Source organism: Burkholderia puraquae (assembly GCF_002099195.1).
GTDB classification, from domain to species: Bacteria; Pseudomonadota; Gammaproteobacteria; order Burkholderiales; family Burkholderiaceae; genus Burkholderia; species Burkholderia puraquae.
The window spans coordinates 181,667-205,173 of record NZ_NBYX01000014.1; the positions used below are offsets into that span (position 1 = coordinate 181,667).

Here is a 23,507-nt window from a genome sequence, read left to right on the forward strand (position 1 = left end):
GCCGATTATGTTGCCTGCACCGGGAGCCACGGGTGCCGACTGGTACGACGCGCGGTGCGGCCCGTCAGGCGCACCGCGCGTCGTGCGGTTCATCCGGTTACTTCTTTTCCGGCAGGAACCAGTTCATCACGAGCGCGCAGATGCCGCCCGTCGCCACACCCGATTCGAGCACGTTCTTCAGCGCGTGCGGCAGGCTGTTCAGGATGTCCGGCACCTGCGACACGCCGAGGCCGAGCGCGAGCGACACCGCGATGATCAGCAGCGCGCGACGATCGAGATGGACGCCCGCGAGGATGTTGATGCCCGATGCGGCCACCGCGCCGAACATCACCATCGCCGCGCCGCCGAGCACGGGCTCCGGCACGGCCTGCAGCACGCCGGCGACGACCGGGAACAGGCCGAGCACCACGAGCATCCCCGCGATCCAGATGCCGACGTAGCGGCTGGCGACGCCGGTGATCTGGATCACGCCGTTGTTCTGCGCGAATACCGAGCTCGGGAACGTGTTGAACACGCCGGCCAGCAGCGAGTTCGCGCCGTTGACGAGCACGCCGCCCTTGATCCGTTGCATCCATACCGGGCCTTCGACCGGCTCGTTCGAGATCTTGCTGGTGGCCGTGACGTCGCCGATCGCTTCGAGCGACGTGACGAGGTAGATGATCAGCATCGGCACGAACAGCGACCACGAGAAGCCGATGCCGAAGTGCAGCGGCGTCGGCACCTGGAACAGCGCGGCCTGGTGCATGCCGGTGAAGTCGAGGCGGCCGAGGAACGCGGCCGCGAGATAGCCGATGACGAGCGCGATGACGAGTGCGGTGCTGCGCACCCACACGACCGGCACGCGGTTCAGCAGGATGATCGTGCCGAGCACGAGGCCCGACAGCGTCAGGTTCTCCGCGCTCGCGAACGTGCCCTTGGCCATCGCGCCAAAGCCGCCGCCCATGCTGATGAGGCCGACCTTGATCAGCGTGAGGCCGATCAGCAGCACGACGATGCCGGTGACGAGCGGCGTGATCAGGCGCTTCACGAACGGCAGGATGCGCGACACGGCCATCTCGACGAACGACCCGGCGATCACGACACCGAAGATCGCGGCCATCACGGTTTCGACCGGCGTGCCTTGCTTGACCATCAGGCTGCCGCCGGCGATCAGCGGGCCGACGAAGTTGAAGCTCGTACCCTGGACGATCAGCAGGCCGGCGCCAAGCGGGCCGAAGCGCTTGCACTGGACGAAGGTGGCGATGCCGGAAATCACCAGCGACATCGACACGATAAGGGTCGTATCGCGGCTCGACACGCCGAGCGCCTGGCAGATCAGCAGGCCGGGCGTGACGATCGGCACGATGATCGCCAGCAGGTGCTGCAGCGCGGCGACGAAGGCGACCATCGGCGCCGGCCGGTCGTTCGGGCCGTAGACGAGGTCGCGGGCCGAATCTGCGGCATCGGCGCCGTGGGCGGCGGGTTGGGCGGAGGAGGCGGGTTGCATGGCGAGCGGGCCGGACAAGGTGGAAAGTGCGGCATTTTAGCCGAAGGGCCCGCCGGCGCCGCCCGGGCGCGCTGCGATAGCGGGGATTCGACGGATCGGGAAAACGGTGGCGGATCGGCGTCCGGGCTGGCTGTGACCGCTGCGCCCGTCGGTCAGCGGGCCTGCCGCGATGCGGCCGCGGCCGGGGTGGTGCTCGCGGCGGCGGTCGCACGGAACCCGGGCAGCTCGGGAATTTGCCGCTCCATGAACTGCAGGAACGTGCGGGTCCGGAGCGGCAGATACCGGCGCGATGCGTACACGACGTACAGTGCATGCGGCGGCACCATGTCCCACTTCGGCAGCAACCGGACGAGCTGCCCGTTGTCGATCAGGTCCTGAACGAGCCACGCGGGCCCGCTGCCCACCGCGTTCCCGGCCAGGAAGCATTCCCGCAGCGCCATCGAGCTGTTCACGCGATACCGGCCATGCACCGGAACGACGACCTGCTCGTCGCCGCGGGCGAAGGTCAGTTCGTTGCCGATGTCCGCGCGTGCGTAGCCGACATACTCGTGCTTCGCCAGGTCTTCCGGCCGGCGAAGCCTCGGTGCCTGCGACACATACTCCGGCGTGGCGACCAGCAGGCGCGGCGACGTCGCGATGTGGCGCGCCACCGCATCCGGCGGCAGCAGGTGGCCGAGGCGAATGGCGACATCGACGCCTTCTTCGACCAGGTCGATCACGCGGTCGGTCAATTGCAGCTCGACCTCGATTTCCGGCCACGCGGCGAGGAATTCAAGCACGAGCGCGTTCAGCCTCAGCTCGCCCAGCCCCAGCGGCGCATTGACGACCAGCTTGCCGACCGGCCGCACCGTCTGCCCGCGCACCTCCGCCACCGCGCTCGCGTATTCGTCGATCACGCGCTTGCAGCGATCGTAGAACCGGCGGCCTTCGTCGGTGGGCGCGAGGCTCGTGGTCGAGCGTTCGAGCAGGCGAACGCCCAGTTCCTTTTCGAACGCGGCGACGATCTTGCTGATCGTCGGCTGGCCGGTGCCTTCCTCGCGCGCGACCGCCGTGAAATTGCCGAGCTCGATGGCGCGGACGAACACGCGCATGGATCGCAGTGAATCCATCTCATTCCTTTATGGCATGAACCTTATTCAAGTCTCCCACGTTCCTGTGCAATGGAGAATGACCTAACGTTCGCGAACCTTCAATCCCTGATGAGGAACCGACATGAACGAGGCAACGCAATCTTCTGCACTGGACGGTGCGCACGTCGTGGTATTCGGCGGGAGCTCCGGAATCGGCCTCGAGGCAGCGGCCGCCGCGAAGGCGAAAGGCGCCGGCGTCACGCTGGTCGGCCGGACCCGGTCGAAGCTCGAGTCTGCCGCGCAAGCGATCGGCGGCGCGCGTGTCGCCGTGGCGGACATCGCCGACCGGCATGCGGTGCAGGCCGTATTCGACACGATCACGCGCGTCGATCACCTGGTCGTCACGGCCGGCCGGTTCATTGCCGGCAAGCTGAACGAAACCGATCCCGATCATCTGCTCGCCGCGTTGCAGGAGCGTATTGCCGGGCCGGTCTACGCGATTCGGGCCGCGTTGCCGCTGATGCCCGCGACCGGCTCGATCGTGCTGACCGGCGGGCAACTGTCGGATCGTCCGGCCGCGCAGGGCACGTCCGTCATAGCCGCCGCCGTGCGCGGCGTCGAGGCGCTGGCGCAATCGCTCGCGCTGGAACTGAAGCCGATTCGCGTGAACGTCGTCGCGCCCGGCTTCGTCGAGACGCCGCTGTACGACGCGTTCGGCCCGGAAGCACGCGACACGATCCTCGCGGGCGCCGCGTCGGCACTGCCGGGCGGCCGTGTCGGGCGTGCCGATGAAGTGGGGGAAGCGATCGCATTCCTGTTCGGCAACGGCTTCATGAATGGCGAGATCCTGCACATCGACGGCGGCGGCCGGCTGGTCTGAGCCGCGCGTCAGCCTGACGCGCGCGTACCGGTTCGGCGCGCCGGGCGGGCATCCGGATACGCGCGCTGGCAGACGGCGATGACCGCATCGCGCAGGCGGCGATGCACGGGGTCGCCGTGCATGCGCGGATGCCACAGCGCGGAAACGAGGATCTCGGGCAGGCGCACCGGAATCTCGAAGCGGCGCAGCCCGAGGGCCTCCGTGAGCCCCGGCGAGAACGCGTTGCCGAGGCTCGAGCGCGGCACGAGCGCGATCAGGTCGGTGCTGGCCGCGACCCGCATCGCATCGGGGTAGCCCGGTACGACGACGTGCACGGTGTGGCCCGAGCGGGGCCTGTCGGGCGAGTCGTCGGCCGGCCCGCCGAAATCGCCGAGCTGCGACGCGATCACGTGACGGCAGGCCGCGTAGCGCGCGGGCGTGATCCTGCCCGATGCGAACAGCGGATGCCCGGCGCGTGCCACCGCGACGTGCCAGTCGTGAAACAGCAGGCGCGTGTGCAGTTCGGGTGCATCGTCGCCGCGTTTGCCGATTTCCAGGTCGACGGCGCCGTCGCGTAGCGCCTGCGGATCGCGGTCGGGCTTCGGGACGAAGCGGATGCGCACCTGCGGCGCGATTTCGCCGAGGGCGGCGACCACCGGGCCGGACAGCATTTCCATGAACGATGCGGCTGCGCGGAGGGTGAACGTGGACGTGTGCGTCGCCATGTCCACGTCGGCCGTTGCCGGCTGCAGCACCGCGCGCGCATCGCTCGCGATCGCGTGCACGCGGTCGCGCAGTGCGGCTGCGTGCGGCGTCGGCACGAGCTTGCGCCCGGCGCGCACGAGCAACTGATCGCCGGTGGAGATCCGCAGCCGCGTGAGCGTGCGGCTCATCGCGGAGGTGCTCAGGCCGAGCCGGCGCGCGGCGCCGGTCACGCTGCCTTCCGACAGCAGCACGTCGAGCGCGGTGACGAGGTTCAGGTCGATGTCTTCCATGGCGACAGGATACGCCTCCGCACGGTTTGGCATGGCGTTCGATGCAACTATCGATTGAGTTCAGTGCGTCTGGTGCCTGTCTGGATGCCCGCCTATAGTGGGCGCATGACGAAACCGGCAAAGGCGGACACCATGCAATCGACTGAATCGAGCCAGAACGTACCCGCGATCCTGCTCGTCGCGGCCTCGCGCGGCCTCGGGCTCGCGATGGCGGAGGCATTCCTGGACCAGGGGTGGCGCGTAACGGGCACCGTGCGTGAAGGATCGGGGCACACGAAGCTGCACGACCTCGCCGGCCGGTTCGACGGCCGGCTCGACATCGAGACGCTCGACATCTGCGAGCCGGCGCAACTGGCCGCGCTGCGCGAGCGGCTGTCGGGCCGGCGCTTCGACATGCTGTTCGTGAATGCGGGAACGACGAACGAGCCAACCGAAACGATCGGCGAAGTGACGACCGACGAATTCGTGCGCGTGATGATCACGAATGCGCTGGCGCCGATGCGCGTGATCGAGACGCTGCAGGCGCTCGTGACCGCGGACGGCCTGATCGGCGCGATGTCGTCGGGGCAGGGCAGCGTGGCGAACAACGTCGGCGGAATGCGCGAGGTCTACCGCGGCAGCAAGGCCGCGCTGAACCAGTTCATGCGCAGTTTCGCGGCACGCCAGGCCGATACGCGGCGGGCGATGGTGCTGATGGCGCCCGGCTGGGTCCGCACGGAACTGGGCGGGCCCGATGCGCGCCTGACGATCGAGGAAAGCGTACCGAGCCTCGTCGACGTGTTGCTCGCCAAGCGTGGGCGCCCGGGGCTCGAGTATCTCGACTATCTGGGAAGGACGGTGCCGTGGTAGTCGGCGCAGCGGCGCATCGCGCGGGCAGCGGCCGATGTCGATCCGCCGTGCCGTGAACGGGGCGCGGGATCCACGATGTTTTTCGCAGCGCGGCGGCGGCGCTGCGAAGGCCGCGCCGATTCAATACAATGCGACGACCAGCCAGCGACACGGCGTTGCGCCGTCGCGTTCGAATCCTTCCGGTTCGCCGCGCATTGCGTGCGCCCCCGTCATGACTGCCCCCAGTCGAACACGGAGCGCAACATGAACGAACCCTACCTGCAGGTCATCGCGCATTTCTACGCAAAACCCGGCAACGGCGATCGCGTGATCGAATTGCTCGCCGAGCTCGCGCCCGCGACACGCACCGAGCCGAAGAATCTCGACTACGCGTATTTCCGGTCGCCGGAAGACCCGGATCACATCGTGATCCTCGAACGCTACCGCGAAGAGGACGGCCTCGACGTGCATCGGGAAACGCCGCATTTCCAGCGGATCGGGATCGGCGCGATATTTCCGTTGCTCGATCGCCGCGACGTGTCGCGCTACATGGTGCAGCCGGACACCGGCACGGCGACGCCACCGGGAGGCACCCGATGAACCCGTTCCAATTCCGTACCGTTCCGACCCAGATCGTCGAATTCGGCGCCGCGCGCCGGCTCGGCGCGTTGTTGCGCGAACGCTTTCCGGCGCGCGTGCGGCTGTGCGTCGTCACCGATGCGTTCCTGCATCGCAGCGGCGTGCTCGCGCCCGCGCTGGAGAGCCTCGCCGCGCACGGCTGGCAAGTCACCGTGATCGACGACGTGATCGCCGATCCGCCCGAGCACGTGGTGCTGGAAGCGACCGAACGGGCCGTCGCGGCCGATGCCGAGATCGTGCTCGGCCTCGGCGGCGGATCGTCGATGGACGTCGCGAAGCTGATCGCGGTGCTCGTGCCGGGGCAGCAGGTGCTGGCCGACATGTACGGCGTCGACAAGGTCACGAGCGCGCGGCTGCCGCTCGTGCAGATGCCGACGACGGCCGGCACGGGTTCCGAAGTGACGGCCGTGTCGATCGTTACGGTCGGCGAGGCCCGCAAGATGGGGGTCGTGTCGCCGCACCTGTTCGCGGATGTCGCGATCCTCGATGCCGAACTGACGCTCGGCCTGCCGCGCGCAGCGACGGCCGCGACGGGCATCGACGCAATGGTGCATGCGATCGAGGCCTATACGTCCGCGCGGCTGAAGAACCCGGTGTCCGACATGCTGGCGGTGCACGCGCTGACGCTGCTGTCGCGCAACCTGCTCGCGGCATGCGACGACGGTAGCAACCGCGATGCGCGCGAGGCGATGCTGGTCGGCGCGATGTTCGCGGGGCAGGCGTTCGCGAATGCGCCGGTCGCGGCCGTGCATGCGCTCGCCTATCCGGTCGGCGGGATCTTCCATGTGCCGCACGGGCTGTCGAATGCGCTCGTGCTGCCGCACGTGCTGCGTTTCAACGCACCGGCCGCCGCGCCGCTGTATGCGGAACTCGCGGCGATCGTCGCGCCGTCGGCGACGGGCAGCGACGAGGCGCGCACGCACGCGCTGATCGACGAGATCGACCGGCTGATCGTCGCGACGGGCATCCCGCGCACGCTGCGCGAGGTCGGCATCGGAGAGGGCGACCTGCCGAGGATGGCGTCGGATGCGATGCTGCAGACGCGCCTGCTCGTGAACAATCCGCGCGAGGTGACGGAGGCCGACGCGCTGGCGATCTATCGGCAGGCGTGGTGATGCGGTGGCGCTTCGACGGCAAGCAGGCGACGGCGCGCTGTCATTTGCCTGCCGCACCGCGTTACTTCAGGTCGCGATCCTTGCAGGTCGGCTCGAGGTCGCCGTCGAAGTATTGATACAGGTGCACGAGCAACTTGCCGTTGGCGACCTTGCGTCCGAGATAGTGCGTGCCTTCCGCCGACGTGCAGGTCGAGAACGCGAGTTGCAGGCCGCCGTCGAGTACGGCTTCCGGGCGGGCCCCCTGACGCACGAAGCGGGCGTCGCCGGCGACGCCGAAGCCGCTCGTGTCCGCCGGCACGGACTTCGGCAGCGACAGTGCATACGCGGCGATCGCACGGCCCTCGTGCCGGTCGTCGTGCAGGTTGTCGAAGATCTGATTGGCCGGCTTGCTCGCAGGCCCGGTGATCGTGGCGCAGCAGTGCGCGATGCCCTTGTCGTCGTCCGGCAGGATCTGCAGCGATGTGCCTGCCGCCAGGTGCGTATTCGGCGTGTAGTAGACACCGAACGCGACGACGCCGACCTGTTGCGCATATGACGCAATGGAGACGGAGAATGCGGCGGCGGTCAGCAGCGGACGGAGCGAACGGATGGGCATGATGGCGGCGATGATACACGCCGGCTGCGTGCTCGACGAGGAGCGCGCATCGGCGCATTCACGATGCACGGGCCATGCCGCCACCGGCCGGCTTACGCGCGTGATGCGTCGGCGCCGGCCGCCGCCACCACGTATGCCGATGCCTGCTTCGTGCCGTCCGGCAGCGTTTGCAGATACACGCCCTGGATCTCCGGCTCGAAACCCGGCAGCGCGTTGATCCCGGCTTCGAGCGCGCGGAAGTAGTCGAGCGCCGGGCCGCCCCATGCCTCGCCGGGCACCACGCAGAAGATGCCGGGCGGATAGGGCAGCGCGCCTTCCGTCGCGATCCGGCCTTCGATGCGATCGAGCGTGACGAGCTCGACGTTGTTGCGGATCAGCTCGGCATTCGCGGCCTGCGGCAGCATCGCCTGCTTCGGGAACTGCGCGCGCCGGAACATCAGCTTCTGCAGACGCTTCATGTCGTGGCTGCGGTAGAAGTCGTGCATCCGCTGGCACAGTTGCCGCAGGCGCATGTTGCCGTACAGCTCCGGATACGCTTCGCACAGCGACGGAATCGCTTCGCGCAGCGGCGTGTCCTGGTCGAGGTGGCGTTCGAACTGCGCGAGGTGCGCGACCAGATGCTGCAGCTTGCCGAAGCTCTCCGAAGGCGTGAGCAGGAACAGGATCGTGTACAGGTCGGCCTTCTCGGGCACGACGCCGTGCTCGCGCAGGTAGCGCGCAAGGATCGGCGCCGGCGCGCCGAACGGCGCATATTCATGCGTGTCGCGATCGATGCCGGGTGTCGTCAGCAGCAGCTTGCACGGGTCGACGAAGTACTGGTCGTCCGCATAGCCTTCGAAGCCGTGCCACGCGTCGGACGGGTGGAACCGGAAGAAACGCAGGTCGTCGACGATCTGCTCGGTCGGGTAGTCGGCCCACGGGCGGCCGTCGACGCTCTGCGGAACGAACGGTCGAATCTGGCGGCAGGTCTTCAGCAGCAGCTTGCGCGCATCGACGCCGTGTGCGACGCAGTCGCGCCACAGGCGCTTGCCGGCCGGGCCCGCATGCATCTGCGCGTTGACGTCGAGTGCCGCGAACATCGGGTAGAACGGGCTCGTCGACGCATGGATCATGTACGCGTTGTTGAAGCGCCGGTGATCGCAGAAGCGCTTCTGGCCTTCGATGTGGCTGTCCTTCTTGTGGATCTGCGACGTCTGCGAGAAGCCGGCCTGCTGCTTGTGCACCGACTGCGTGACGAAGATGCCAGGATCGTCGGGGCCGAGCGTGAGCATCAGCGGCGAGCAGTCCTGCATCATCGGGATGAACTGCTCGTAGCCGACCCACGCCGAATCGAACAGGATGTAGTCGCACAGATGCCCGATCCGGTCGACGATCTCGCGCGCGTTGTAGATCGTGCCGTCGTAGGTGCCGAGCTGGATCACCGCGAGCCGGAACGGGCGCGGCCGGTCGGCGCGCTCCGGCGCGACGTCGCGGATCGCGTCGCGAATGCGCGCTTCGTCGAGCGCCGCGCTGTCGACGCCGCCGATGAGGCCCCACGCGTTGCGCGCGGTCTCGAGGTAAACCGGCCGCGCGCCCGACAGCACGAGCGCGCCGAGGTGTACCGACTTGTGGTTGTTGCGGTCGAACAGCACGAGATCGTCAGGGGCGAGCAACGCGCTCGTGACGACCTTGTTCGACGTCGACGTGCCGTTCAGCACGAACCAGGTCTTGTCCGCGTTATAGATCCGCGCGGCGTTGCGCTGCGCTTCCAGCGCCGGGCCTTCGTGGATCAGCAGGTCGCCGAGCCGGACGTCGGCGTTGCAGAGGTCGGCGCGGAAGATCGTCTCGCCGAAGAAGTCGAAGAACATCCGGCCGAGCGGATGATTCGAGAAGAACTGGCCGCCTTGGTGGCCGGGGCAGTCGAACTCGACGTAGCCGCGCTGCACGTAGTCGCGCATCACCTTGAAAAACGGCGGCAGCAGGTTTTCGCTGTAGATGTCGGCCGCGGCGGAGATCTGCCGGCCGTAGTAGTGACGCCCGCCGTGCCGCAGCTGGATCACGCCGCTCGCACTCGGCAGGATCGACGGCGGCACTTCCTGGTTGGGTTCGACCGCGACGAAGAACGGAATCGCGAACCCGGTTCTTGCGACGGTTTTCAGCACCTGTTGTGCCGAATCGATGCCGACGACGATGGCCGCGATATTCGTGAAGTCGGTCTGAAATACGTCGACCTGTTCGTGCGTGGTGAGGAAGGCGCCAATCAGCGCCGGCTCGACTGCGATTTTCAACAGGCTCACGCGAACTCTCCCGTCAATGTGCGGAAACGGGAGCCGCATTCGCACGGGCGCGTAATCCACGTAATCCGACACGTGCCGCAGCCGATTGAAACGCTCCCGCGAATGCTGAATGCCGAATGGCGCGCCGCACGAAGAAGCCTTGTGTGGCAAAGCGAAACCGCCGCCGGTCAAGGCACGGCGCTGCCGATCGTAGCAACAAAACGGGGCGAATTCAATCGAACGGAATCGACGATCCCGGTGCGGGATGGGAGCGATCGGATAATCGGGAATGGCGTGCTGCAATGCACATCAAAATGAACCGATCGTGAAATGGGAATTAAAAACGATTGGCAGTTTCTCCGAATCGTCGGCTTTTCATCGAATGGCATCTATGGCATAGTCGGCTCCGAATTGGATGGCGAATCAAACCGGATTTGCGAGCGTCTCACGCCGCTGCCCGTGGCCTGCTGTCCGCGTGCTCGTGAGATGGATAACCCGAACGAAGCATCGGAACAACGAGGGCAACAACATGAATACGTCCGTCGGTGGTATTCGTCGTCTCGGCATGCGCGCGCTTTTGGTCGACGACGAGATCGCGCAGGAAACCGCGACCGGGCGCGCGGTCCGCACGCTGAGCGCGGAGCTCGCGCAGCGCGACATCGACGTGCTCACGGCAACCTCGGCCGACGACGCGATCATGCTGATCCGTTCCGATCCGTCGATCCAGTGCGTGCTGCTCGACTGGGATCTCGGCGTGGACGGCCACGGCCCGTCCGAGGCGGTGGTCGACGCGATCCGGCATCGCAACGGCAACGTGCCGATCTTCCTGCTGGCCGACCGCAGCGTCGCATCGACGGTGCCGTCCGCGGTGATGGGGCAGGTCGACGATTTCGTGTGGCTGCTCGAAGATACGGCCGACTTCATCGGCGGGCGCATCCACGCGGCGATCGAACGCTATCGCGCAACCGTGCTGCCGCCGATGTTCGGCGCGCTCGCGAAATTCTCGCGCGTCTACGAATACTCATGGCATACGCCCGGCCATACGGGCGGCACGGGCTTCCTGAAATCGCCCGTCGGCCGCGCATTCTTCGAATACTTCGGCGAAGCGCTGTTTCGCTCCGACCTGTCGATCTCGGTCGGCGAGCTCGGCTCGCTGCTCGACCACTCGGGCCCGATCGGCGAAAGCGAGCGCTACGCAGCACGCGTGTTCGGTGCGCATCGCACGTATCACGTGACGAACGGCTCGTCGACGTCGAACCGGATCATCCTGATGGCGAGCGTGAGCCGCGACCAGATCGCGCTGTGCGACCGCAACTGCCACAAGTCGGCCGAACACGCGATGACGATGTCGGGCGCGATCCCGACCTACCTCGTGCCGACGCGCAACCGCTACGGGATCATCGGGCCGATCGCGTCGGAGCGTCTCACGCAGGCGGCGATCCGCGAGGCGATCGCGTCGAACCCGCTCGCGGCCGGGCTCGCCGACCGCCAGCCGAAGCATGCGATCGTCACCAACTCGACGTACGACGGCCTGTGCTACAACGTCGCGCGCGTCGAGGAACTGCTCGGCGCAAGCGTCGACCGGCTGCATTTCGACGAAGCCTGGTACGGCTACGCGCGTTTCAATCCGATCTACCGCGACCGCCATGCGATGCACGGCGACCCGCGCGATCATCGTGCGGACCGCCCGACGGTGTTCGCGACGCAGTCGACGCACAAGCTGCTGACCGCACTGTCGCAGGCGTCGTACATCCACGTGCGCGACGGCCGCAACCCGATTCCGCATGGTCAGTTTAACGAAACGTTCATGATGCACGCGTCGACGTCGCCGAACTACGCGATCATCGCGTCGAACGACGTCGCGGCCGCGATGATGGACGGCCCCGGCGGCGCGGCGCTCACGCACGAGTCGATCGAGGAGGCCGTCGCGTTCCGGCAGATGATCGCGCGGATGAACAGCGAGTTCGGCGCGAAGGGCGACTGGTTCTTCGAATGCTGGCAGCCCGACACCGTGCTCGAGACGCGCACGGGCCGCACGCTGCCGTTCCACGATGCGCCGCCCGAGCTGCTCGCGAGCGACCCGTCATGCTGGGTGCTGCGCCCCGGCGCGCAATGGCACGGCTTCGGCAATATCGAGGATGGCTACTGCATGCTCGATCCGATCAAGGTGTCGATCGTCACGCCGGGCGTCGCGCCGGCCGGCGGCCTGATGCCGGTCGGCATTCCGGCGAGCGTCGTGACCGCGTATCTCGATGCACGCGGGATCGTCGTCGAGAAGACGACCGACTTCACGATCCTGTTCCTGTTCTCGATCGGCATCACGAAGGGCAAGTGGGGCTCGCTCGTCAGCGCGCTGTGCGACTTCAAGCGCGACTACGACGCGAACCTGCCGCTCGACATGGCGATTCCGTCGCTCGCGAAGGCGCATGGTTCGCGCTATGCGGGCATGGGGCTGAAAGACCTGGCCGACACGATGTTCGCGGCGATGGAGCAACTCGGCACGACGCGGCTGATGTCGGAAGCATTCTCGATCCTGCCGAAGCCGGAGATGAGCCCGGTGCGGGCGTACGAGCATCTGGTGCGGGGCCGTGTCGAGCAGGTCACGCTCGAGGCGCTGGCCGGGCGCACGGTCGCCACCGGCGTCGTGCCGTATCCGCCGGGCATTCCGCTGCTGATGCCCGGCGAAAACGCGGGGCCGGCCGGCGGCCCGGTGCTCGGCTACCTGAAGGCGCTCGAAGCGTACGACCGGCGCTTCCCGGGCTTCGCGCACGACACGCACGGCGTGGAAGTCGAGGACGGCACGTATCGCGTGTACTGCCTGACGGCCTGAACGAGCGACCGGCCGTGCGGCGGCCTCACATCGAAGGATCGACATCATGGAAAACGCAGCGCGCATGTCCGGCGCGGCCACCGCGGCCGCGCCGAAGAACCGGATGAACGTCTGGCAGCTGACCATCCTCACGGCGGTCAACATGATGGGCTCCGGCATCATCCTGCTGCCGTCGAAGCTCGCGCAGGTCGGCACGATCTCGCTGCTGTCGTGGATCGTCACGGCCGGCGGCTCGCTCGCGCTCGCCTATGCGTTCGCGCGCTGCGGGATGCTGAGCCGCAAGCCGGGCGGGATGGGCGGCTACGCGGAATATGCGTTCGGCAAGGCCGGCAACTACATGGCGAACTACACGTACGGGCTGTCGCTCGTGATCGCCAACGTCGCGATCGGCGTCACGGCGGTCGGCTACGGCACCGTGCTGTTCGACGCGACGCTGTCGCCGCTGCAAACCGGCCTGTGGACGATCTTCCTGCTCGTGCTGACGACCGTCGCGAACTTCGGCGGCTCGCGCATCACCGGCCGGATCGGCGCGGTGACGGTGTGGGGCGTGATCATTCCGGTCGTCGTCGTGTCGCTGATCGGCTGGTTCTGGTTCAGCGGCGCGACCTGGGGCGCCGCGTGGAACCCGAACGACCTGCCGTTCGGGCCGGCCGTCGGCAGCTCGATCGCGGTGACGCTGTGGGCGTTCCTCGGGCTCGAATCGGCGTGCGCGAACTCGGACGCCGTCGAGAATCCGGAGCGCAACGTGCCGATCGCCGTGCTCGGCGGCACGATCGCGTCGGCGATCTTCTACATCGTGTCGACCAACGTGATCGCGGGGATCGTGCCCAACGCGATCCTCGCGAAGTCGAACGCGCCGTTCGGCATCGCGTTCGCGACGATGTTCACGCCGACGGTCGGCACGATCGTCACCGCGCTGATGGTGATCGCGTGCATCGGCTCGCTGCTCGGCTGGCAGTTCACGGTCGCGCAGGTGTTCAAGAGTTCGGCCGACGTCGGCTACTTCCTGCCGGTGTTCGCACGTGCGACGCGCACCGGCACGCCGATCGTCGGGATGGTGATCCTGCTGGTCGCGCAGGTCGCGCTGGCGCTGATGACGATCAGCCCGGAGCTGAGCAGCCAGTTCCAGAAGATCGTCGATCTGGCGGTCGTCACGAACCTCGTGCCCTACGTGATGTCGATGGCCGCGCTGATCACGATCCAGAAGGTCGCGAAAGTGCCGCCGGCGAAGGCGCTGCTGACGAACGTGATCGCGATGGCGGCCACCGCGTACAGCTTCTATGCACTGTTCAGCTCGGGCGAGCAGGCGCTGATGCTCGGCGGCCTGTGCGTGTTCCTGGGCTGGACGCTGTTCGGCTTCGTCAGCGCGCGCTTCTACCAGATGGAAGTCGACGCCCATGTGAAGGAGCCGGGGAAGTCGCTGCAGGCGTGACCGGCGCGGCGGTTGCCGCCGTTATCGGGCAGGGCGGGCCAGCAGCGGCGGGATGTCCTGCTTCAGCACGTCGACGACGGCCCGTACGCGCGGCGGCAGCGGCCGCTGCGCGTGCACGAGCACGTTGAGCGCGAAGTCGGGAATCACGTGCCGCGGCAGGAGCTCGACGAGCGTGCCGGCCGCGAGCGCATCGGCGCAGGCCGGCTGCTGGACCACGCCGATGCCGCCGCCGGCCACGATCGTGTCGAACATCGGGCGCCAGTGGCTCGTCGTCATGATCGTGCGGATGCGCGCGTATTCGAGCGCGTCGCCTTCGCACTGCAGCGGCAGCCGTTCGCTGGCGAAGACGCCCTTCACGCGGATGAACGGATGGTTCGCGAGATCGGCCGCCGTGTCGATCGGGCCGTGCCGCTCGAGATACGACGGCGCGGCGACGAGCCGGCGGCCGACCGCGCCGACCGGGTGCGCGACGAACCCGCCGTCGCCGAGCTGCCCGACGCGGATCGAGATGTCGACGCCTTCCGTGACCGGATCGACGATGTCGTCGTTCAAGACCAGATCGATGTGCAAGTTCGGATACGCGGTGCGGACATGCATCAGCACGCCCGGCAGCACGACCTCGCCGAAGCATTGCGGCGCCGCGAGCCGGATCGTGCCGTCGAGTGCATGTTCCGTCTTCGAGACCGATGCGACCGCATCGTCGGCCGCTTCGAGCAGTTCCTTGCTGCGTTCGTAGAAGATGCGGCCTTCTTCCGTGCATGTGAGGGTGCGCGCACTGCGCAACAGGAGCCGTGTGCCGAGATGCTTCTCGAGTCGCTCGATGCGCTCGCTGACGGCCGGCTGGCCCATGTCGAGATCCCGCGCCGCGCCGGACATCGTGCCGCGCTCGACGACCCTGACGTAGATGCGCATCGTCGCCAGCAAATCCATGAAGTCGCGCCCCTTGTCCGGTTCCGGTTGATGCCGATCGACGGATGGTACCAAAGCAGGGCCGCCCGAAGGTGCGTGATGAACCGATACTGACCATCGGATGCCGAAGCCGCGTGTGTTCGCCGGTGCGATGGGCGACAATCGGCTTCCGTGCGATCGACCGGAGACGACGACATGACGCAACAGGATGAAGCGGTGCGCACGCACTGCGTCGCATGGCAGGTCGTGCGGACGTGGCAGGCGGCCGAATGGTGCAGGCTCGTCGAGTCGCGAACGGGAGTCGACCTGTCGGGGGTGGTGTCGGGGGCAATCGACGGTTCGCCGTTTCGCATCGATTACGCGATCGCATGCAGCGCCGACTGGCTCACGCGCTCGGCGCGCATCACGCAGTGGGGCGGCACGCTGCCGCCGCGGCAGCGGGATATCGCGTGCGACGCGGGGCGATGGACGATCGATGGCATCGACGTACCGGCGCTCGCTGGCGCGACCGACCTCGATCTCGGTTTCAGCCCGTCGACGAATACGCTGCCGATCCGTCGGCTCGGGCTTGCCGTCGGTGAGGCGGCCGTGATCCGTACCGCGTGGCTGCGCTTTCCGGATTTGGAATTCGTGCGTGGCGAGCAACGGTATACACGCACGGCGGAGCACGTGTACCGCTACGAAAGCGGCACGTATGCGGCCGATATCGCGATCGACGAAGCGGGCCTAGTCACCGACTACGACGAATGGCGGCGCATCGGCGCGGCACACGTTCGCTGATTCACGCGTACCGCACCGCGCGCGGCGGCAGCGGTGCGCGTCAGCGTGCGCTGGCCACCGACAATTTGCCCGGAATCAGCTTCAGCGTGCTGAACGTGTCGGCGATGTTCTGCTGATACGCGAGCGTCGCGTCGCTGATCGGCTGCACACCGTAGCCGGCGCGCTTGAGCGCGACTTCGAGCGTCGGCGCGTCGAGGCCGACGAGCGGCGACAGTTGCGTGGCAACTTCCGGCACATGGTCGCGTGCCCAGCGGTCGACCGCGTCGACTTCGTCGAGCAGCGCGCGCAGCACCTGCGGGTGAGCGGCCGCGTATTTGCGCGCGGCGAGGTAGTACTGCGTATTGCGCACGAGCCCTTCGCCGTTCGCGATCACGCGCGCGCCGATCTGCCGCTCGGCGGCGGCCAGGTACGGATCCCAGATCACCCACGCATCGACGCTGCGCTGCACGAACGCGGCGCGCGCGTCGGCGGGCGTCAGGTAGATCGGCTGGATGTCGGCATACGTGAGGCCCGCGTGCTCGAGCGCCTTCACGAGCAGGAAGTGGACATTCGAACCCTTGTTGAACGCGACCTTCTTGCCGCGCAGCTGCGCGACGCTGCGGATCGGCGAATCGGGCAGCACGACGATCGCCTCGCCCTGCGGCGCGGGCGGCTCGTTGCCGATGTAGACGAAATCGACGCCGCCCGCCTGCGCGAAGATCGGCGGCGTCTCGCCGACCGTGCCGACGTCGATCGCGCCGGCGTTCAGGCCCTCGAGCAATTGCGGGCCGGCCGGAAATTCGAGCCATTGCACCGTGACGCCCTGGCTCGCGAGCCGCTTCTCCAGCGTGCCGCGTGCCTTGAGCACGACGAAGTTGCCGTATTTCTGGAAGCCGATGCGCAGCCGTGTGCCGCTGTCCTGCGCGTGCGCAGGCAGGCCCGCGAGCGGGCCGAGCGCGAGCCCGGCCAGGCCGGCGGCCGCGCCTTGCAGCCATTGGCGGCGATGCGGGTTCGCCGGTGTCGGTTCAACGTCTGCGTGCGGTGTGTCGTTCATCGAGGCGTCCTGCGTGCGAAGGAGCGGGCCGCGCGCGAAAGGCGCGCGGTCGGCGCAGGGCGGGGCCAGGTGCGGGCGCTGCACGCCACGGGCCGGCCCGCGCCGGACTCGTGACGATACGTCCGCGAGCGCTGGCGGCCAACCAACGAATGCGCATATGCAAATCAGCGGCGGACTCGGTGGCGTCGTTCGAGCCGGTGATCAGCACAAGCACCCGCAGGATCCCGCCGGCGTGGCGGGCCGCGTCGGCGAAATCGCAGCTTCGCACGGGCGTGCGCCCGGCGTCGGACGAACGGCTGCCGCGATGCTCAATCGGAGCCGGCCGGGCTTTCCTCGATCGAATCGACGCGATCCGGATAGAACGCGAGATGCCCGCGGATCGCATCGACGGCCGGATAGGGCGCCTCGTAGGTCCAGACGGCATTGACCGCGCGCTCGCCGCCGACCGGAATCGAGTAGTAGGCGGCGTCGCCCTTGTACGGACAGTACGTCGCGTGATTGGTGCGTTGCAGCAGTGTCAGGTCGGTGTCCTCGCGCGGGATGTAGAGCACCGCCGGGTAGGCGGCTTCACGCAGCGCCAGCGCGCGGCGCGTATCCGCGACGACCCTGCCGGCCGCCTTGACCACGACGCGCCGCGGGTGCAGTTCGACCGTGATCGGGTGATCGGGGCCCGGCGTCTTCACCGGGCGAGCAGACGTTTCGGAGCTGACAGGCATCGTGTGTCCTCCTGGAATCGGCGGCGCGGCGGCGCCGGGCGGGTCCCGGCGCGCCCGTGCCGGCGTTGGCCAGCCAATACGATGCGCCATTTCGGGCGAGTCTGCAGGGGGCCGGAAGACGGCGGCGAGAGAAGCGCGCCCGGCGCTCGCGTGGACGTTTTCATGCACGGGCAGCGGGATGCATCCACGACGATAAGCAACGCGAAATTAATTGGTAAGCGCTCGGCGAGCGACGCGCGAAGATCGGCCGTCGTCAGTTGCATGACAGCCATCTCCTCTCTCCATCACCATGAAGAACGCTTTCGTTTCATCGGCCGCGCGTGCTGCCCGTGGCCTGCCCCATGCCGGTGCCGCACTGCGCGGCATCGCGGCGTCGCTGCTGCTCGCCGGTGCGGCCACGCAGGCGTTCGCCGCGCCGGCCGGCAAGACGCTCGTGTATTGCTCCGAAGGCAGCCCGGCCGGCTTCGATCCGGGCCAGCACACGACGAGCACCGATTTCGACGCGAGCACGTACACGGTCTACAACGGGCTCGTGCAGTTCAAGCGCGGCACGCTCGATCTCGAACCGTCGCTCGCGACGAGCTGGGACGTGTCGCCCGACCAGCGCACGATCACGTTCCACCTGCGGCGCGGCGTGAAATTCCAGACCACCGCATGGTTCACGCCGACGCGGCCGTTCCAGGCCGACGACGTCGTGTTCACGTTCCGCCGGATGCTCGATCCCGAGGATCCGTTCCGCAAGGCCTACCCGGTCAGCTTTCCATATTTCAGCGATCTCGGTTTCGACCGCAACGTCGAGCGCATCGACAAGGTCGACGACTACACGGTGCGCTTCGTGCTGAAGACGCCCGACGTCGTGTTCGTGCGCAATCTTGCGATGGCGTTCGCGTCGATCCTGTCGGCCGAGTACGCGTCGCAACTCGCGGCGCGCCATCGCGAGGCCGACATCAACCAGTTCCCGGTCGGCACCGGGCCGTTCCTGCTGCGCACGTACCAGAAGGACGCGCTGATCCGCTACGACGCGAATCCCGACTACTGGAAGCCGGACGACGTGAAACTCGCGCGCCTCGTGTTCGCGATCACGCCCGATCCGGCCGCGCGCCTGCAGAAGCTGGTGGCCGGCGAATGCCAGGTATCGGTGTTTCCGCGGCCGGCCGACCTCGACACGGTGCGGCGCGACCCGAAGCTGGCGTTGTTCTCGGGGATGGGCTTCAACGTCGGCTTCGTCGCGTACAACACGCAGCATGCGCCGCTCGATCGCGTCGACGTGCGGCGTGCGCTCGACATCGCGATCGACAAGTCGGCGATCGTGAGGACCGTGTTCAACGGCGACGCGAAGATCGCGACGAACCCGATGCCGCCCGCGCAATGGTCGTACAACCCGCGCCTGAAGGATGCGCCACGCGATCCGGCGGCCGCGAAGGCGCTGCTTGCGCAGGCCGGTTTCCCGAACGGCTTCGACCTGACGCTGTGGGCGATGCCCGTGCAGCGCCCGTACAACCCGAACGCGCAGCTGATGGCGCAGCTGATCCAGCAGGACTGGGCGAAGATCGGCGTGCGCGCGAAGATCGTCAGCTACGAATGGGGCGAATACAACCGCCGCGCGAAGCACGACGGGCAGCACGACGCGATCCTGTACGGCTGGTCGGGCGACAACGGCGATCCCGACAACTGGCTCGGCACGCTGCTCGGTTGCGACGCGGTGCACGGCAGCAATCTCGCGAAGTGGTGCAATCAGGATTTCGAGAAGCTGGTGGACGCGGCACGTTCCAATGCGGACGTCGCGAAACGCACGGCCTTGTACGAACAGGCGCAGGTCGTGTTCAAGGACCAGGTGCCGTTCACGCCGATCGCGACGTCGATCGTGTCGCTGCCCGTGTCCAAACGGGTGCACGGGCTGACGTTCTCGCTGCTCGGCGGGCACCGCTTCGACGGAGTCTGGCTGGATTGACGGACGGGCCGCGCGGACGGGCGCGCGTGTGCTTTCGTCCGCGTGCCGTGACGGGAAAGGCCGGCGCGATGCAGTGCGCGCCGGCTACCGTCAGGTCGGTTCAGTTGAGCGCGGCCGCCGCCGCGGCTTCGACCGGCGAGCCTTCGAGCGCGACCGATGGCCGGCCGTCGGGGCCGGCCGGCACATCGCCGGTGAGCGTCGTGCGATAGAGCTGGCGGTCGAAGTCGAGATCGAAGATGTCGACGGGCGCGAGGTGGGCGGTCGCGCGGTTGTCCCAGAACGCGATGCTGCGCGGTTCCCACTTGAAGCGGATCGTGAATTCCGGCCGCGTCACGTGTTCCCACAGCAGCTCGAGCAGAGCCTGGCTCTCGCGCGGCGTCAGCCCGACGATCGATTTCAGGAAGCTCGGGCTCACGTACAGCGCGCGTTCACCGGTCTCGGGATGCACGCGCACGAGCGGATGCTCGGTCACGAGCGGGCGGCGTTCGACCGCCTCGTCGAACGCACCGGTCGCACGCGCGCCGGCCGGCGGCGTGAAGCGATGAATGCCGCGCAGGCCGTCGACGAAGCCGCGCAGCGGCGCGGACAGCGTCTCGTACGCCCGCACGAGGTTTGTCCAGTGCGTATCGCCGCCGTACGGCGGGATCGTCACGCCGCGCAGGATCGACGCCCACGGCGGGTTCACGGCGGCTGTCACGTCGGTGTGCCAGCCGGTCCACGGCCGGCGCACCGGTTCGCCTTCGAAGCGCGTCGCCTTGCGATGTTTCGCGACCGAATAGACGGCCGGATGCCCGTCGACATGCCCGAACACCGGGTGGCCGACCGTCGGCTCGCCGAACTGCGCGGAGAACGCGACGTGCTGCTCGTGCGTGAGGAACTGCTCGCGGAAGAAGATGACGCGCCATTTCAGCAGCGCGGTGCGGATCGCCGAGATCTGCGGCGTGGTCAACGGTTGCGTGAGATCGACGCCGCGTATTTCCGCGCCGATATGGGCAGACAGCGGGATCACGTCGACCGGCTGGGCGGCGGGTTCGGGTAGGGCGCTCATGCGACGCTCCTGGTGGAAGTGAACGGGGCGGAGGGCCGACATCGTTGCGTGCGCATGCGTCGGTCCGGTGGCGGGAAGTGCATGATCGGTGTCCGGTAGCGGAAAGCGGGGCAGGCGCGGCGGCGCGCACGGAGCGGCGCCGCCACGGGACGCAGGCGTTATTGCAACGTCGCGCCCGGCCCCTTCAACACGACGCTCTGGCGGCCGTCGATGCCGACCGGCACGTCGCCGTGCACGGTCGCGCGGCGCACGACGCGGCGCGCATCGCCGTAGTCGTTGATCGCGTAGTGCTGCGTCGCACGGTTGTCCCAGATCGCGACGTCGCCTTCCTGCCAGTTCCAGCGCACGGTGTTCTCGAGGCGCGTCACGTGTTCGTGGAACACCTGCAGCAGGTGCGCGGAATCCTGCGCCGACAGCCCCTTGAGCCGCTGCACGAAATGCCCGAGCACGAGCGTGCGTTCGCCGGTTTCCGGATGGACGCGCACGACCGGGTGCTCGGTTTCATAGACGGTCGACGTGAACACTTCGCGGTAGCGCTTCAGTTGCGTATCGTCGGCATGCACGTGCGTCGACGCGTAGTCGTACGCGTTCGTATGCAGCGCCCACAGCGTGTCGGCGAGCGCGCGCAGCGGGTCGGGAAGGTTCGCATACGCGGCGGCCGTGTTGGCCCACACGGTATCGCCGCCGAACGGCGGAATCACGACCCCGCGCAGGATCGAGATCTTCGGGTACGCATCGACGAAGGTCACGTCGGTGTGCCACGAATTGGCGCGGGCGCCGTGTGCGGAATCGAGCTCGAGCAGGTGCGCGCTGCCGTCGACGGACGGCACGGTCGGGTGGGCGACGGTATTGCCGAAGCGGCGTGCGAACGCTTCCTGCGCGGTGTCGTCGAGATGATGCTGGCCGCGGAAGAACAGCACCTTGTGGCGCAGCAGCGCAGCCTGGATCGCGTCGAACGTCGCGTCGTCGAGCGTGCCCGACAGCCGCACGCCGGCGATCTCGGCGCCGATCCGGCCGGCAACCTGGCGAAGCTGGAGCGGCGCGGCAGCCGTGCGCGGCGCGGCGTGCGAAGCATGCGAAGACGGGTGAGCGGCGTGCTGGACTTCGGACATCGGGAGTCTCCTGGAGTCGGGTCGGTCGAGTCTCCATTCAAGCAGGGACCGGGCGGAACCGGAACCGATGAATCGTCACAACCTTAGCGTGTGCGCGGCGACGATCGATATGCGTCGTCGTGCTGAGCCGGTCGGCGCCGCATGCGTGCTACCACGCAAGCCGCCATTCGCCGATCCGGTGCGGGCGCGGCGTGTCGATCCGCTTGCCGCCCGGGCGATCGTCGCCCGGTGGGGCGTTGTCGTCGAAACCGGCGAGCACGGTGTCGCGCAACCGCGCGAATTCCGGCGAATCGCGCCGGCGCGGGCGCGGCAGCGCGACATCGACGATGCGTTCGATGCGGCCCGGGCGCGGCGCCATCGTCACGACGCGGTCGCCGAGATACACGGCTTCGTCGACGTCGTGCGTGACGAGGATCATCGTGATGCGCTCCTGTTCCCAGATGCGCAGCAGTTCGTTCTGCATCCGCGCACGCGTCTGCGCATCGAGCGCGCCGAACGGTTCGTCGAGCAGCAGCACGCGCGGGCGATTCACGAGGCCGCGCGCGATCGCGACGCGCTGCGCCATCCCGCCCGACAACTGGTTCGGATACGCATGCTCGAAACCGTTCAGCCCGACGAGTGCGATGTGATCCGCGACCGCGCGCCGCTTCGCGGCCGCGTCGAGCGGCGCGTTGCGCAGCGCGGCCTCGATGTTCTGCGCGACGGTCAGCCACGGGAACAGCCGGTGATCCTGGAACACGATCCCGCGCTGCAGCGACGTGTCGCGCACGCGCTCGGCGCCGGCGCGGATCTCGCCTGCGTAGTCGGTGTCGAGCCCGGCGATCAGCCGCAGCAGCGTCGACTTGCCGCAACCGCTCGCGCCGACGATCGTCACGAATTCGCCGGCGCGCACGTGCAGCGACACGTCGTCGAGTACGGCGAGCGCGGCGCCGCGTTGCGCGTAGTGCTTGCTCACGTGGAGGATGTCGAGCGAATCGGAGGCGAGGGTCGTCATGGCGGTGCGAGGAAGGGGGTGACGGTGAAGGAAGGGCCGATCAGCGCGGCAGGTCGCCGCGCCGGGCCAGTACCTTGCGCTCGATCGCACGCGCGATCGCGTTCAGGGCCCAGCCGGTCACGCCGACGACGATGATCCCGAACAGCACGAGATCCATCCGGAACTGCTCGCTGCCGTCGATCAGCGTGTTGCCGATCCCGCTGCCGGCGACGAGCAGGTATTCCGCGCCGAGCGTCGCGAGCCACGAATAGATCAGGCCGAGATACAGCCCGGTGAAGATCGACGGCAGCGCGGCCGGCAGGATCACGTAGCGGACGAGCTGGAGCCGCGAGTAGCGCAGCGCGCGGGCGACGTCGACATACGCGCGCGGCACTGCATGAATGCCGTCGCAGGTGTGCGCGGCGACGGGCAGCAGCGCGGCGAGCGACAGGAACACGACCTTGGCGACGTCGCCGAGGCCGAACCACACGGAAATCAGCGGAATCCACGCGAACAGCGAGATCTGCTTGAACGTGTCGAAGCTCGGGCCGACCATGCGCGCCGCGACGCGCGACAGCCCGAGCGCGGCGCCGAGCAGCAGCCCGCCCGTCGCGCCGATCGCGAAGCCGCAGGCTTCGCGTGCGAGCGACGCGGACAGCGCGCGGCCGAGCGCACCGCTCGTAGCCTGCGCCCATGCGGTGCGCAACACGTCGGCCGGGCCGACCAGCAGCCCGCTGTTCACGAGATGCGCGGAAGCGATCGCCCACCACAGCGCGAACGCGACGAGCGGCAGGACGAAGCCGCGCCAGTCGGGCACAGGCAGCCGGCGGGCGGCCGTGGCGGCCGGCGGTGGAGCGTCCGGCGAGGGGAAATGCGTCACG

Annotated in this window: 21 protein-coding genes; 9 read left to right on the plus strand and 12 right to left on the minus strand. The window is 68.1% G+C overall.

All coding sequences use genetic code 11. The features are described from left to right. Positions 1 to 97 precede the first annotated feature (97 nt). Positions 98 to 1,486 carry a nucleobase:cation symporter-2 family protein gene (locus tag B7G54_RS25275; protein WP_085041539.1) on the minus strand — a complete coding sequence of 463 codons (1,389 nt, stop codon included), beginning with the start codon at positions 1,484 to 1,486 and terminating at the stop codon, positions 98 to 100. 152 nt (positions 1,487 to 1,638) lie between these two features. Next, positions 1,639 to 2,595, minus strand: a complete 957-nt coding sequence (locus tag B7G54_RS25280; RefSeq protein ID WP_085041540.1) for a LysR family transcriptional regulator — start codon at positions 2,593 to 2,595, stop codon at positions 1,639 to 1,641. A gap of 103 nt (positions 2,596 to 2,698) precedes the next feature. On the opposite strand from B7G54_RS25280, the gene B7G54_RS25285 reads away from it, so the two are divergent. After that, positions 2,699 to 3,436: an SDR family oxidoreductase gene (locus tag B7G54_RS25285; protein WP_085041541.1), complete on the plus strand. Its 738-nt coding sequence runs from the start codon at positions 2,699 to 2,701 to the stop codon at positions 3,434 to 3,436. An 8-nt stretch (positions 3,437 to 3,444) separates the two neighbouring features. Here the strand turns inward: B7G54_RS25285 and B7G54_RS25290 are convergent, their stop codons facing one another. Next, positions 3,445 to 4,410, minus strand: a complete 966-nt coding sequence (locus tag B7G54_RS25290) for a LysR family transcriptional regulator (protein WP_085041542.1) — start codon at positions 4,408 to 4,410, stop codon at positions 3,445 to 3,447. A gap of 132 nt (positions 4,411 to 4,542) precedes the next feature. On the opposite strand from B7G54_RS25290, the gene B7G54_RS25295 reads away from it, so the two are divergent. The 3 genes from B7G54_RS25295 (at position 4,543) to B7G54_RS25305 (ending at position 6,992) form a co-directional block, all read left to right on the plus strand. Continuing rightward, positions 4,543 to 5,259 carry an SDR family oxidoreductase gene (locus B7G54_RS25295; protein ID WP_085041584.1) on the plus strand — a complete coding sequence of 239 codons (717 nt, stop codon included), beginning with the start codon at positions 4,543 to 4,545 and terminating at the stop codon, positions 5,257 to 5,259. 243 nt (positions 5,260 to 5,502) lie between these two features. Next, positions 5,503 to 5,838 (plus strand): putative quinol monooxygenase, encoded by a 336-nt coding sequence (locus B7G54_RS25300; protein WP_085041543.1) that lies wholly within the window; start codon positions 5,503 to 5,505, stop codon positions 5,836 to 5,838. Further along, positions 5,835 to 6,992 (plus strand): iron-containing alcohol dehydrogenase, encoded by a 1,158-nt coding sequence (locus B7G54_RS25305; RefSeq protein WP_085041544.1) that lies wholly within the window; start codon positions 5,835 to 5,837, stop codon positions 6,990 to 6,992. The genes B7G54_RS25300 and B7G54_RS25305 overlap by 4 nt, the downstream gene beginning before the upstream one ends. Positions 6,993 to 7,053: 61 nt before the next feature. On the opposite strand, the gene B7G54_RS25310 is transcribed toward B7G54_RS25305, so the two are convergent. Together B7G54_RS25310 and B7G54_RS25315 are read right to left on the minus strand one after the other, a co-directional pair. Further along, positions 7,054 to 7,587 (minus strand): hypothetical protein, encoded by a 534-nt coding sequence (locus B7G54_RS25310; RefSeq protein WP_085041585.1) that lies wholly within the window; start codon positions 7,585 to 7,587, stop codon positions 7,054 to 7,056. Between the two features lie 92 nt (positions 7,588 to 7,679). Beyond that, entirely contained in the window at positions 7,680 to 9,863 is a 2,184-nt protein-coding gene (locus B7G54_RS25315; protein WP_165765619.1) for an ornithine decarboxylase, read from the minus strand. A gap of 102 nt (positions 9,864 to 9,965) precedes the next feature. Here B7G54_RS25315 and B7G54_RS38755 point away from each other — a divergent pair, with 102 nt between their 5' ends. The 3 genes from B7G54_RS38755 (at position 9,966) to potE (ending at position 14,104) form a co-directional block, all read left to right on the plus strand. Further along, on the plus strand, positions 9,966 to 10,160 hold the full coding sequence (locus B7G54_RS38755; RefSeq protein WP_133059215.1) for a hypothetical protein: 195 nt from the start codon (positions 9,966 to 9,968) through the stop codon (positions 10,158 to 10,160). Between the two features lie 211 nt (positions 10,161 to 10,371). After that, complete coding sequence (locus tag B7G54_RS25325) at positions 10,372 to 12,672, plus strand: Orn/Lys/Arg family decarboxylase (RefSeq protein ID WP_085041545.1); 2,301 nt, start codon at positions 10,372 to 10,374, stop codon at positions 12,670 to 12,672. Between the two features lie 46 nt (positions 12,673 to 12,718). Continuing rightward, the gene (gene potE, locus B7G54_RS25330; RefSeq protein WP_085041546.1) at positions 12,719 to 14,104 is read left to right on the plus strand and encodes a putrescine-ornithine antiporter; all 1,386 of its coding nucleotides are present in this window, start codon (positions 12,719 to 12,721) and stop codon (positions 14,102 to 14,104) included. A gap of 21 nt (positions 14,105 to 14,125) precedes the next feature. On the opposite strand, the gene B7G54_RS25335 is transcribed toward potE, so the two are convergent. After that, positions 14,126 to 15,034: a LysR family transcriptional regulator gene (locus B7G54_RS25335; RefSeq protein WP_085041547.1), complete on the minus strand. Its 909-nt coding sequence runs from the start codon at positions 15,032 to 15,034 to the stop codon at positions 14,126 to 14,128. 174 nt (positions 15,035 to 15,208) lie between these two features. Between B7G54_RS25335 and B7G54_RS25340 the strand changes: the two genes are divergently transcribed. Further along, the gene (locus B7G54_RS25340) at positions 15,209 to 15,793 is read left to right on the plus strand and encodes a putative glycolipid-binding domain-containing protein (protein WP_085041548.1); all 585 of its coding nucleotides are present in this window, start codon (positions 15,209 to 15,211) and stop codon (positions 15,791 to 15,793) included. Positions 15,794 to 15,833: 40 nt separating this feature from the next. Here B7G54_RS25340 and B7G54_RS25345 read toward each other — a convergent pair whose 3' ends face one another. Together B7G54_RS25345 and B7G54_RS25350 are read right to left on the minus strand one after the other, a co-directional pair. Beyond that, on the minus strand, positions 15,834 to 16,826 hold the full coding sequence (locus tag B7G54_RS25345) for a sulfonate ABC transporter substrate-binding protein (protein ID WP_085041587.1): 993 nt from the start codon (positions 16,824 to 16,826) through the stop codon (positions 15,834 to 15,836). A 308-nt stretch (positions 16,827 to 17,134) separates the two neighbouring features. Then, positions 17,135 to 17,542 (minus strand): DUF427 domain-containing protein, encoded by a 408-nt coding sequence (locus B7G54_RS25350; RefSeq protein WP_085041549.1) that lies wholly within the window; start codon positions 17,540 to 17,542, stop codon positions 17,135 to 17,137. Between the two features lie 289 nt (positions 17,543 to 17,831). Between B7G54_RS25350 and B7G54_RS25355 the strand changes: the two genes are divergently transcribed. Further along, the gene (locus tag B7G54_RS25355; protein ID WP_085041550.1) at positions 17,832 to 19,493 is read left to right on the plus strand and encodes an ABC transporter substrate-binding protein; all 1,662 of its coding nucleotides are present in this window, start codon (positions 17,832 to 17,834) and stop codon (positions 19,491 to 19,493) included. Between the two features lie 100 nt (positions 19,494 to 19,593). Here the strand turns inward: B7G54_RS25355 and B7G54_RS25360 are convergent, their stop codons facing one another. The 4 genes from B7G54_RS25360 to B7G54_RS25375 form a co-directional block, all read right to left on the minus strand. Then, complete coding sequence (locus B7G54_RS25360) at positions 19,594 to 20,541, minus strand: TauD/TfdA dioxygenase family protein (RefSeq protein WP_085041551.1); 948 nt, start codon at positions 20,539 to 20,541, stop codon at positions 19,594 to 19,596. A 158-nt stretch (positions 20,542 to 20,699) separates the two neighbouring features. Beyond that, the gene (locus B7G54_RS25365) at positions 20,700 to 21,653 is read right to left on the minus strand and encodes a TauD/TfdA dioxygenase family protein (protein WP_085041552.1); all 954 of its coding nucleotides are present in this window, start codon (positions 21,651 to 21,653) and stop codon (positions 20,700 to 20,702) included. A gap of 148 nt (positions 21,654 to 21,801) precedes the next feature. Then, positions 21,802 to 22,647 carry an ABC transporter ATP-binding protein gene (locus B7G54_RS25370; protein ID WP_085041553.1) on the minus strand — a complete coding sequence of 282 codons (846 nt, stop codon included), beginning with the start codon at positions 22,645 to 22,647 and terminating at the stop codon, positions 21,802 to 21,804. Between the two features lie 40 nt (positions 22,648 to 22,687). Next, positions 22,688 to 23,506 carry an ABC transporter permease gene (locus tag B7G54_RS25375; RefSeq protein WP_085041554.1) on the minus strand — a complete coding sequence of 273 codons (819 nt, stop codon included), beginning with the start codon at positions 23,504 to 23,506 and terminating at the stop codon, positions 22,688 to 22,690. Between the last annotated feature and the right edge of the window lies 1 nt (position 23,507).

Bases quoted from the DNA above. Each gene is read 5' to 3' on its own strand.
- B7G54_RS25310 (WP_085041585.1), bottom strand. From the start codon at position 7,587: ATGCCCATCCGTTCGCTCCGTCCGCTGCTGACCGCCGCCGCATTCTCC.
- B7G54_RS25305 (WP_085041544.1), top strand. From the start codon at position 5,835: ATGAACCCGTTCCAATTCCGTACCGTTCCGACCCAGATCGTCGAATTC.
- B7G54_RS25285 (WP_085041541.1), top strand. From the start codon at position 2,699: ATGAACGAGGCAACGCAATCTTCTGCACTGGACGGTGCGCACGTCGTG.
- B7G54_RS25335 (WP_085041547.1), bottom strand. From the start codon at position 15,034: ATGGATTTGCTGGCGACGATGCGCATCTACGTCAGGGTCGTCGAGCGC.
- B7G54_RS25355 (WP_085041550.1), top strand. From the start codon at position 17,832: ATGAAGAACGCTTTCGTTTCATCGGCCGCGCGTGCTGCCCGTGGCCTG.
- B7G54_RS25295 (WP_085041584.1), top strand. From the start codon at position 4,543: ATGCAATCGACTGAATCGAGCCAGAACGTACCCGCGATCCTGCTCGTC.
- B7G54_RS25340 (WP_085041548.1), top strand. From the start codon at position 15,209: ATGACGCAACAGGATGAAGCGGTGCGCACGCACTGCGTCGCATGGCAG.
- B7G54_RS25345 (WP_085041587.1), bottom strand. From the start codon at position 16,826: ATGAACGACACACCGCACGCAGACGTTGAACCGACACCGGCGAACCCG.
- B7G54_RS25300 (WP_085041543.1), top strand. From the start codon at position 5,503: ATGAACGAACCCTACCTGCAGGTCATCGCGCATTTCTACGCAAAACCC.
- B7G54_RS25370 (WP_085041553.1), bottom strand. From the start codon at position 22,647: ATGACGACCCTCGCCTCCGATTCGCTCGACATCCTCCACGTGAGCAAG.
- B7G54_RS25280 (WP_085041540.1), bottom strand. From the start codon at position 2,595: ATGGATTCACTGCGATCCATGCGCGTGTTCGTCCGCGCCATCGAGCTC.
- B7G54_RS25275 (WP_085041539.1), bottom strand. From the start codon at position 1,486: ATGCAACCCGCCTCCTCCGCCCAACCCGCCGCCCACGGCGCCGATGCC.
- B7G54_RS25360 (WP_085041551.1), bottom strand. From the start codon at position 20,541: ATGAGCGCCCTACCCGAACCCGCCGCCCAGCCGGTCGACGTGATCCCG.
- potE (WP_085041546.1), top strand. From the start codon at position 12,719: ATGGAAAACGCAGCGCGCATGTCCGGCGCGGCCACCGCGGCCGCGCCG.
- B7G54_RS25290 (WP_085041542.1), bottom strand. From the start codon at position 4,410: ATGGAAGACATCGACCTGAACCTCGTCACCGCGCTCGACGTGCTGCTG.
- B7G54_RS25325 (WP_085041545.1), top strand. From the start codon at position 10,372: ATGAATACGTCCGTCGGTGGTATTCGTCGTCTCGGCATGCGCGCGCTT.
- B7G54_RS25350 (WP_085041549.1), bottom strand. From the start codon at position 17,542: ATGCCTGTCAGCTCCGAAACGTCTGCTCGCCCGGTGAAGACGCCGGGC.
- B7G54_RS38755 (WP_133059215.1), top strand. From the start codon at position 9,966: ATGCTGAATGCCGAATGGCGCGCCGCACGAAGAAGCCTTGTGTGGCAA.
- B7G54_RS25365 (WP_085041552.1), bottom strand. From the start codon at position 21,653: ATGTCCGAAGTCCAGCACGCCGCTCACCCGTCTTCGCATGCTTCGCAC.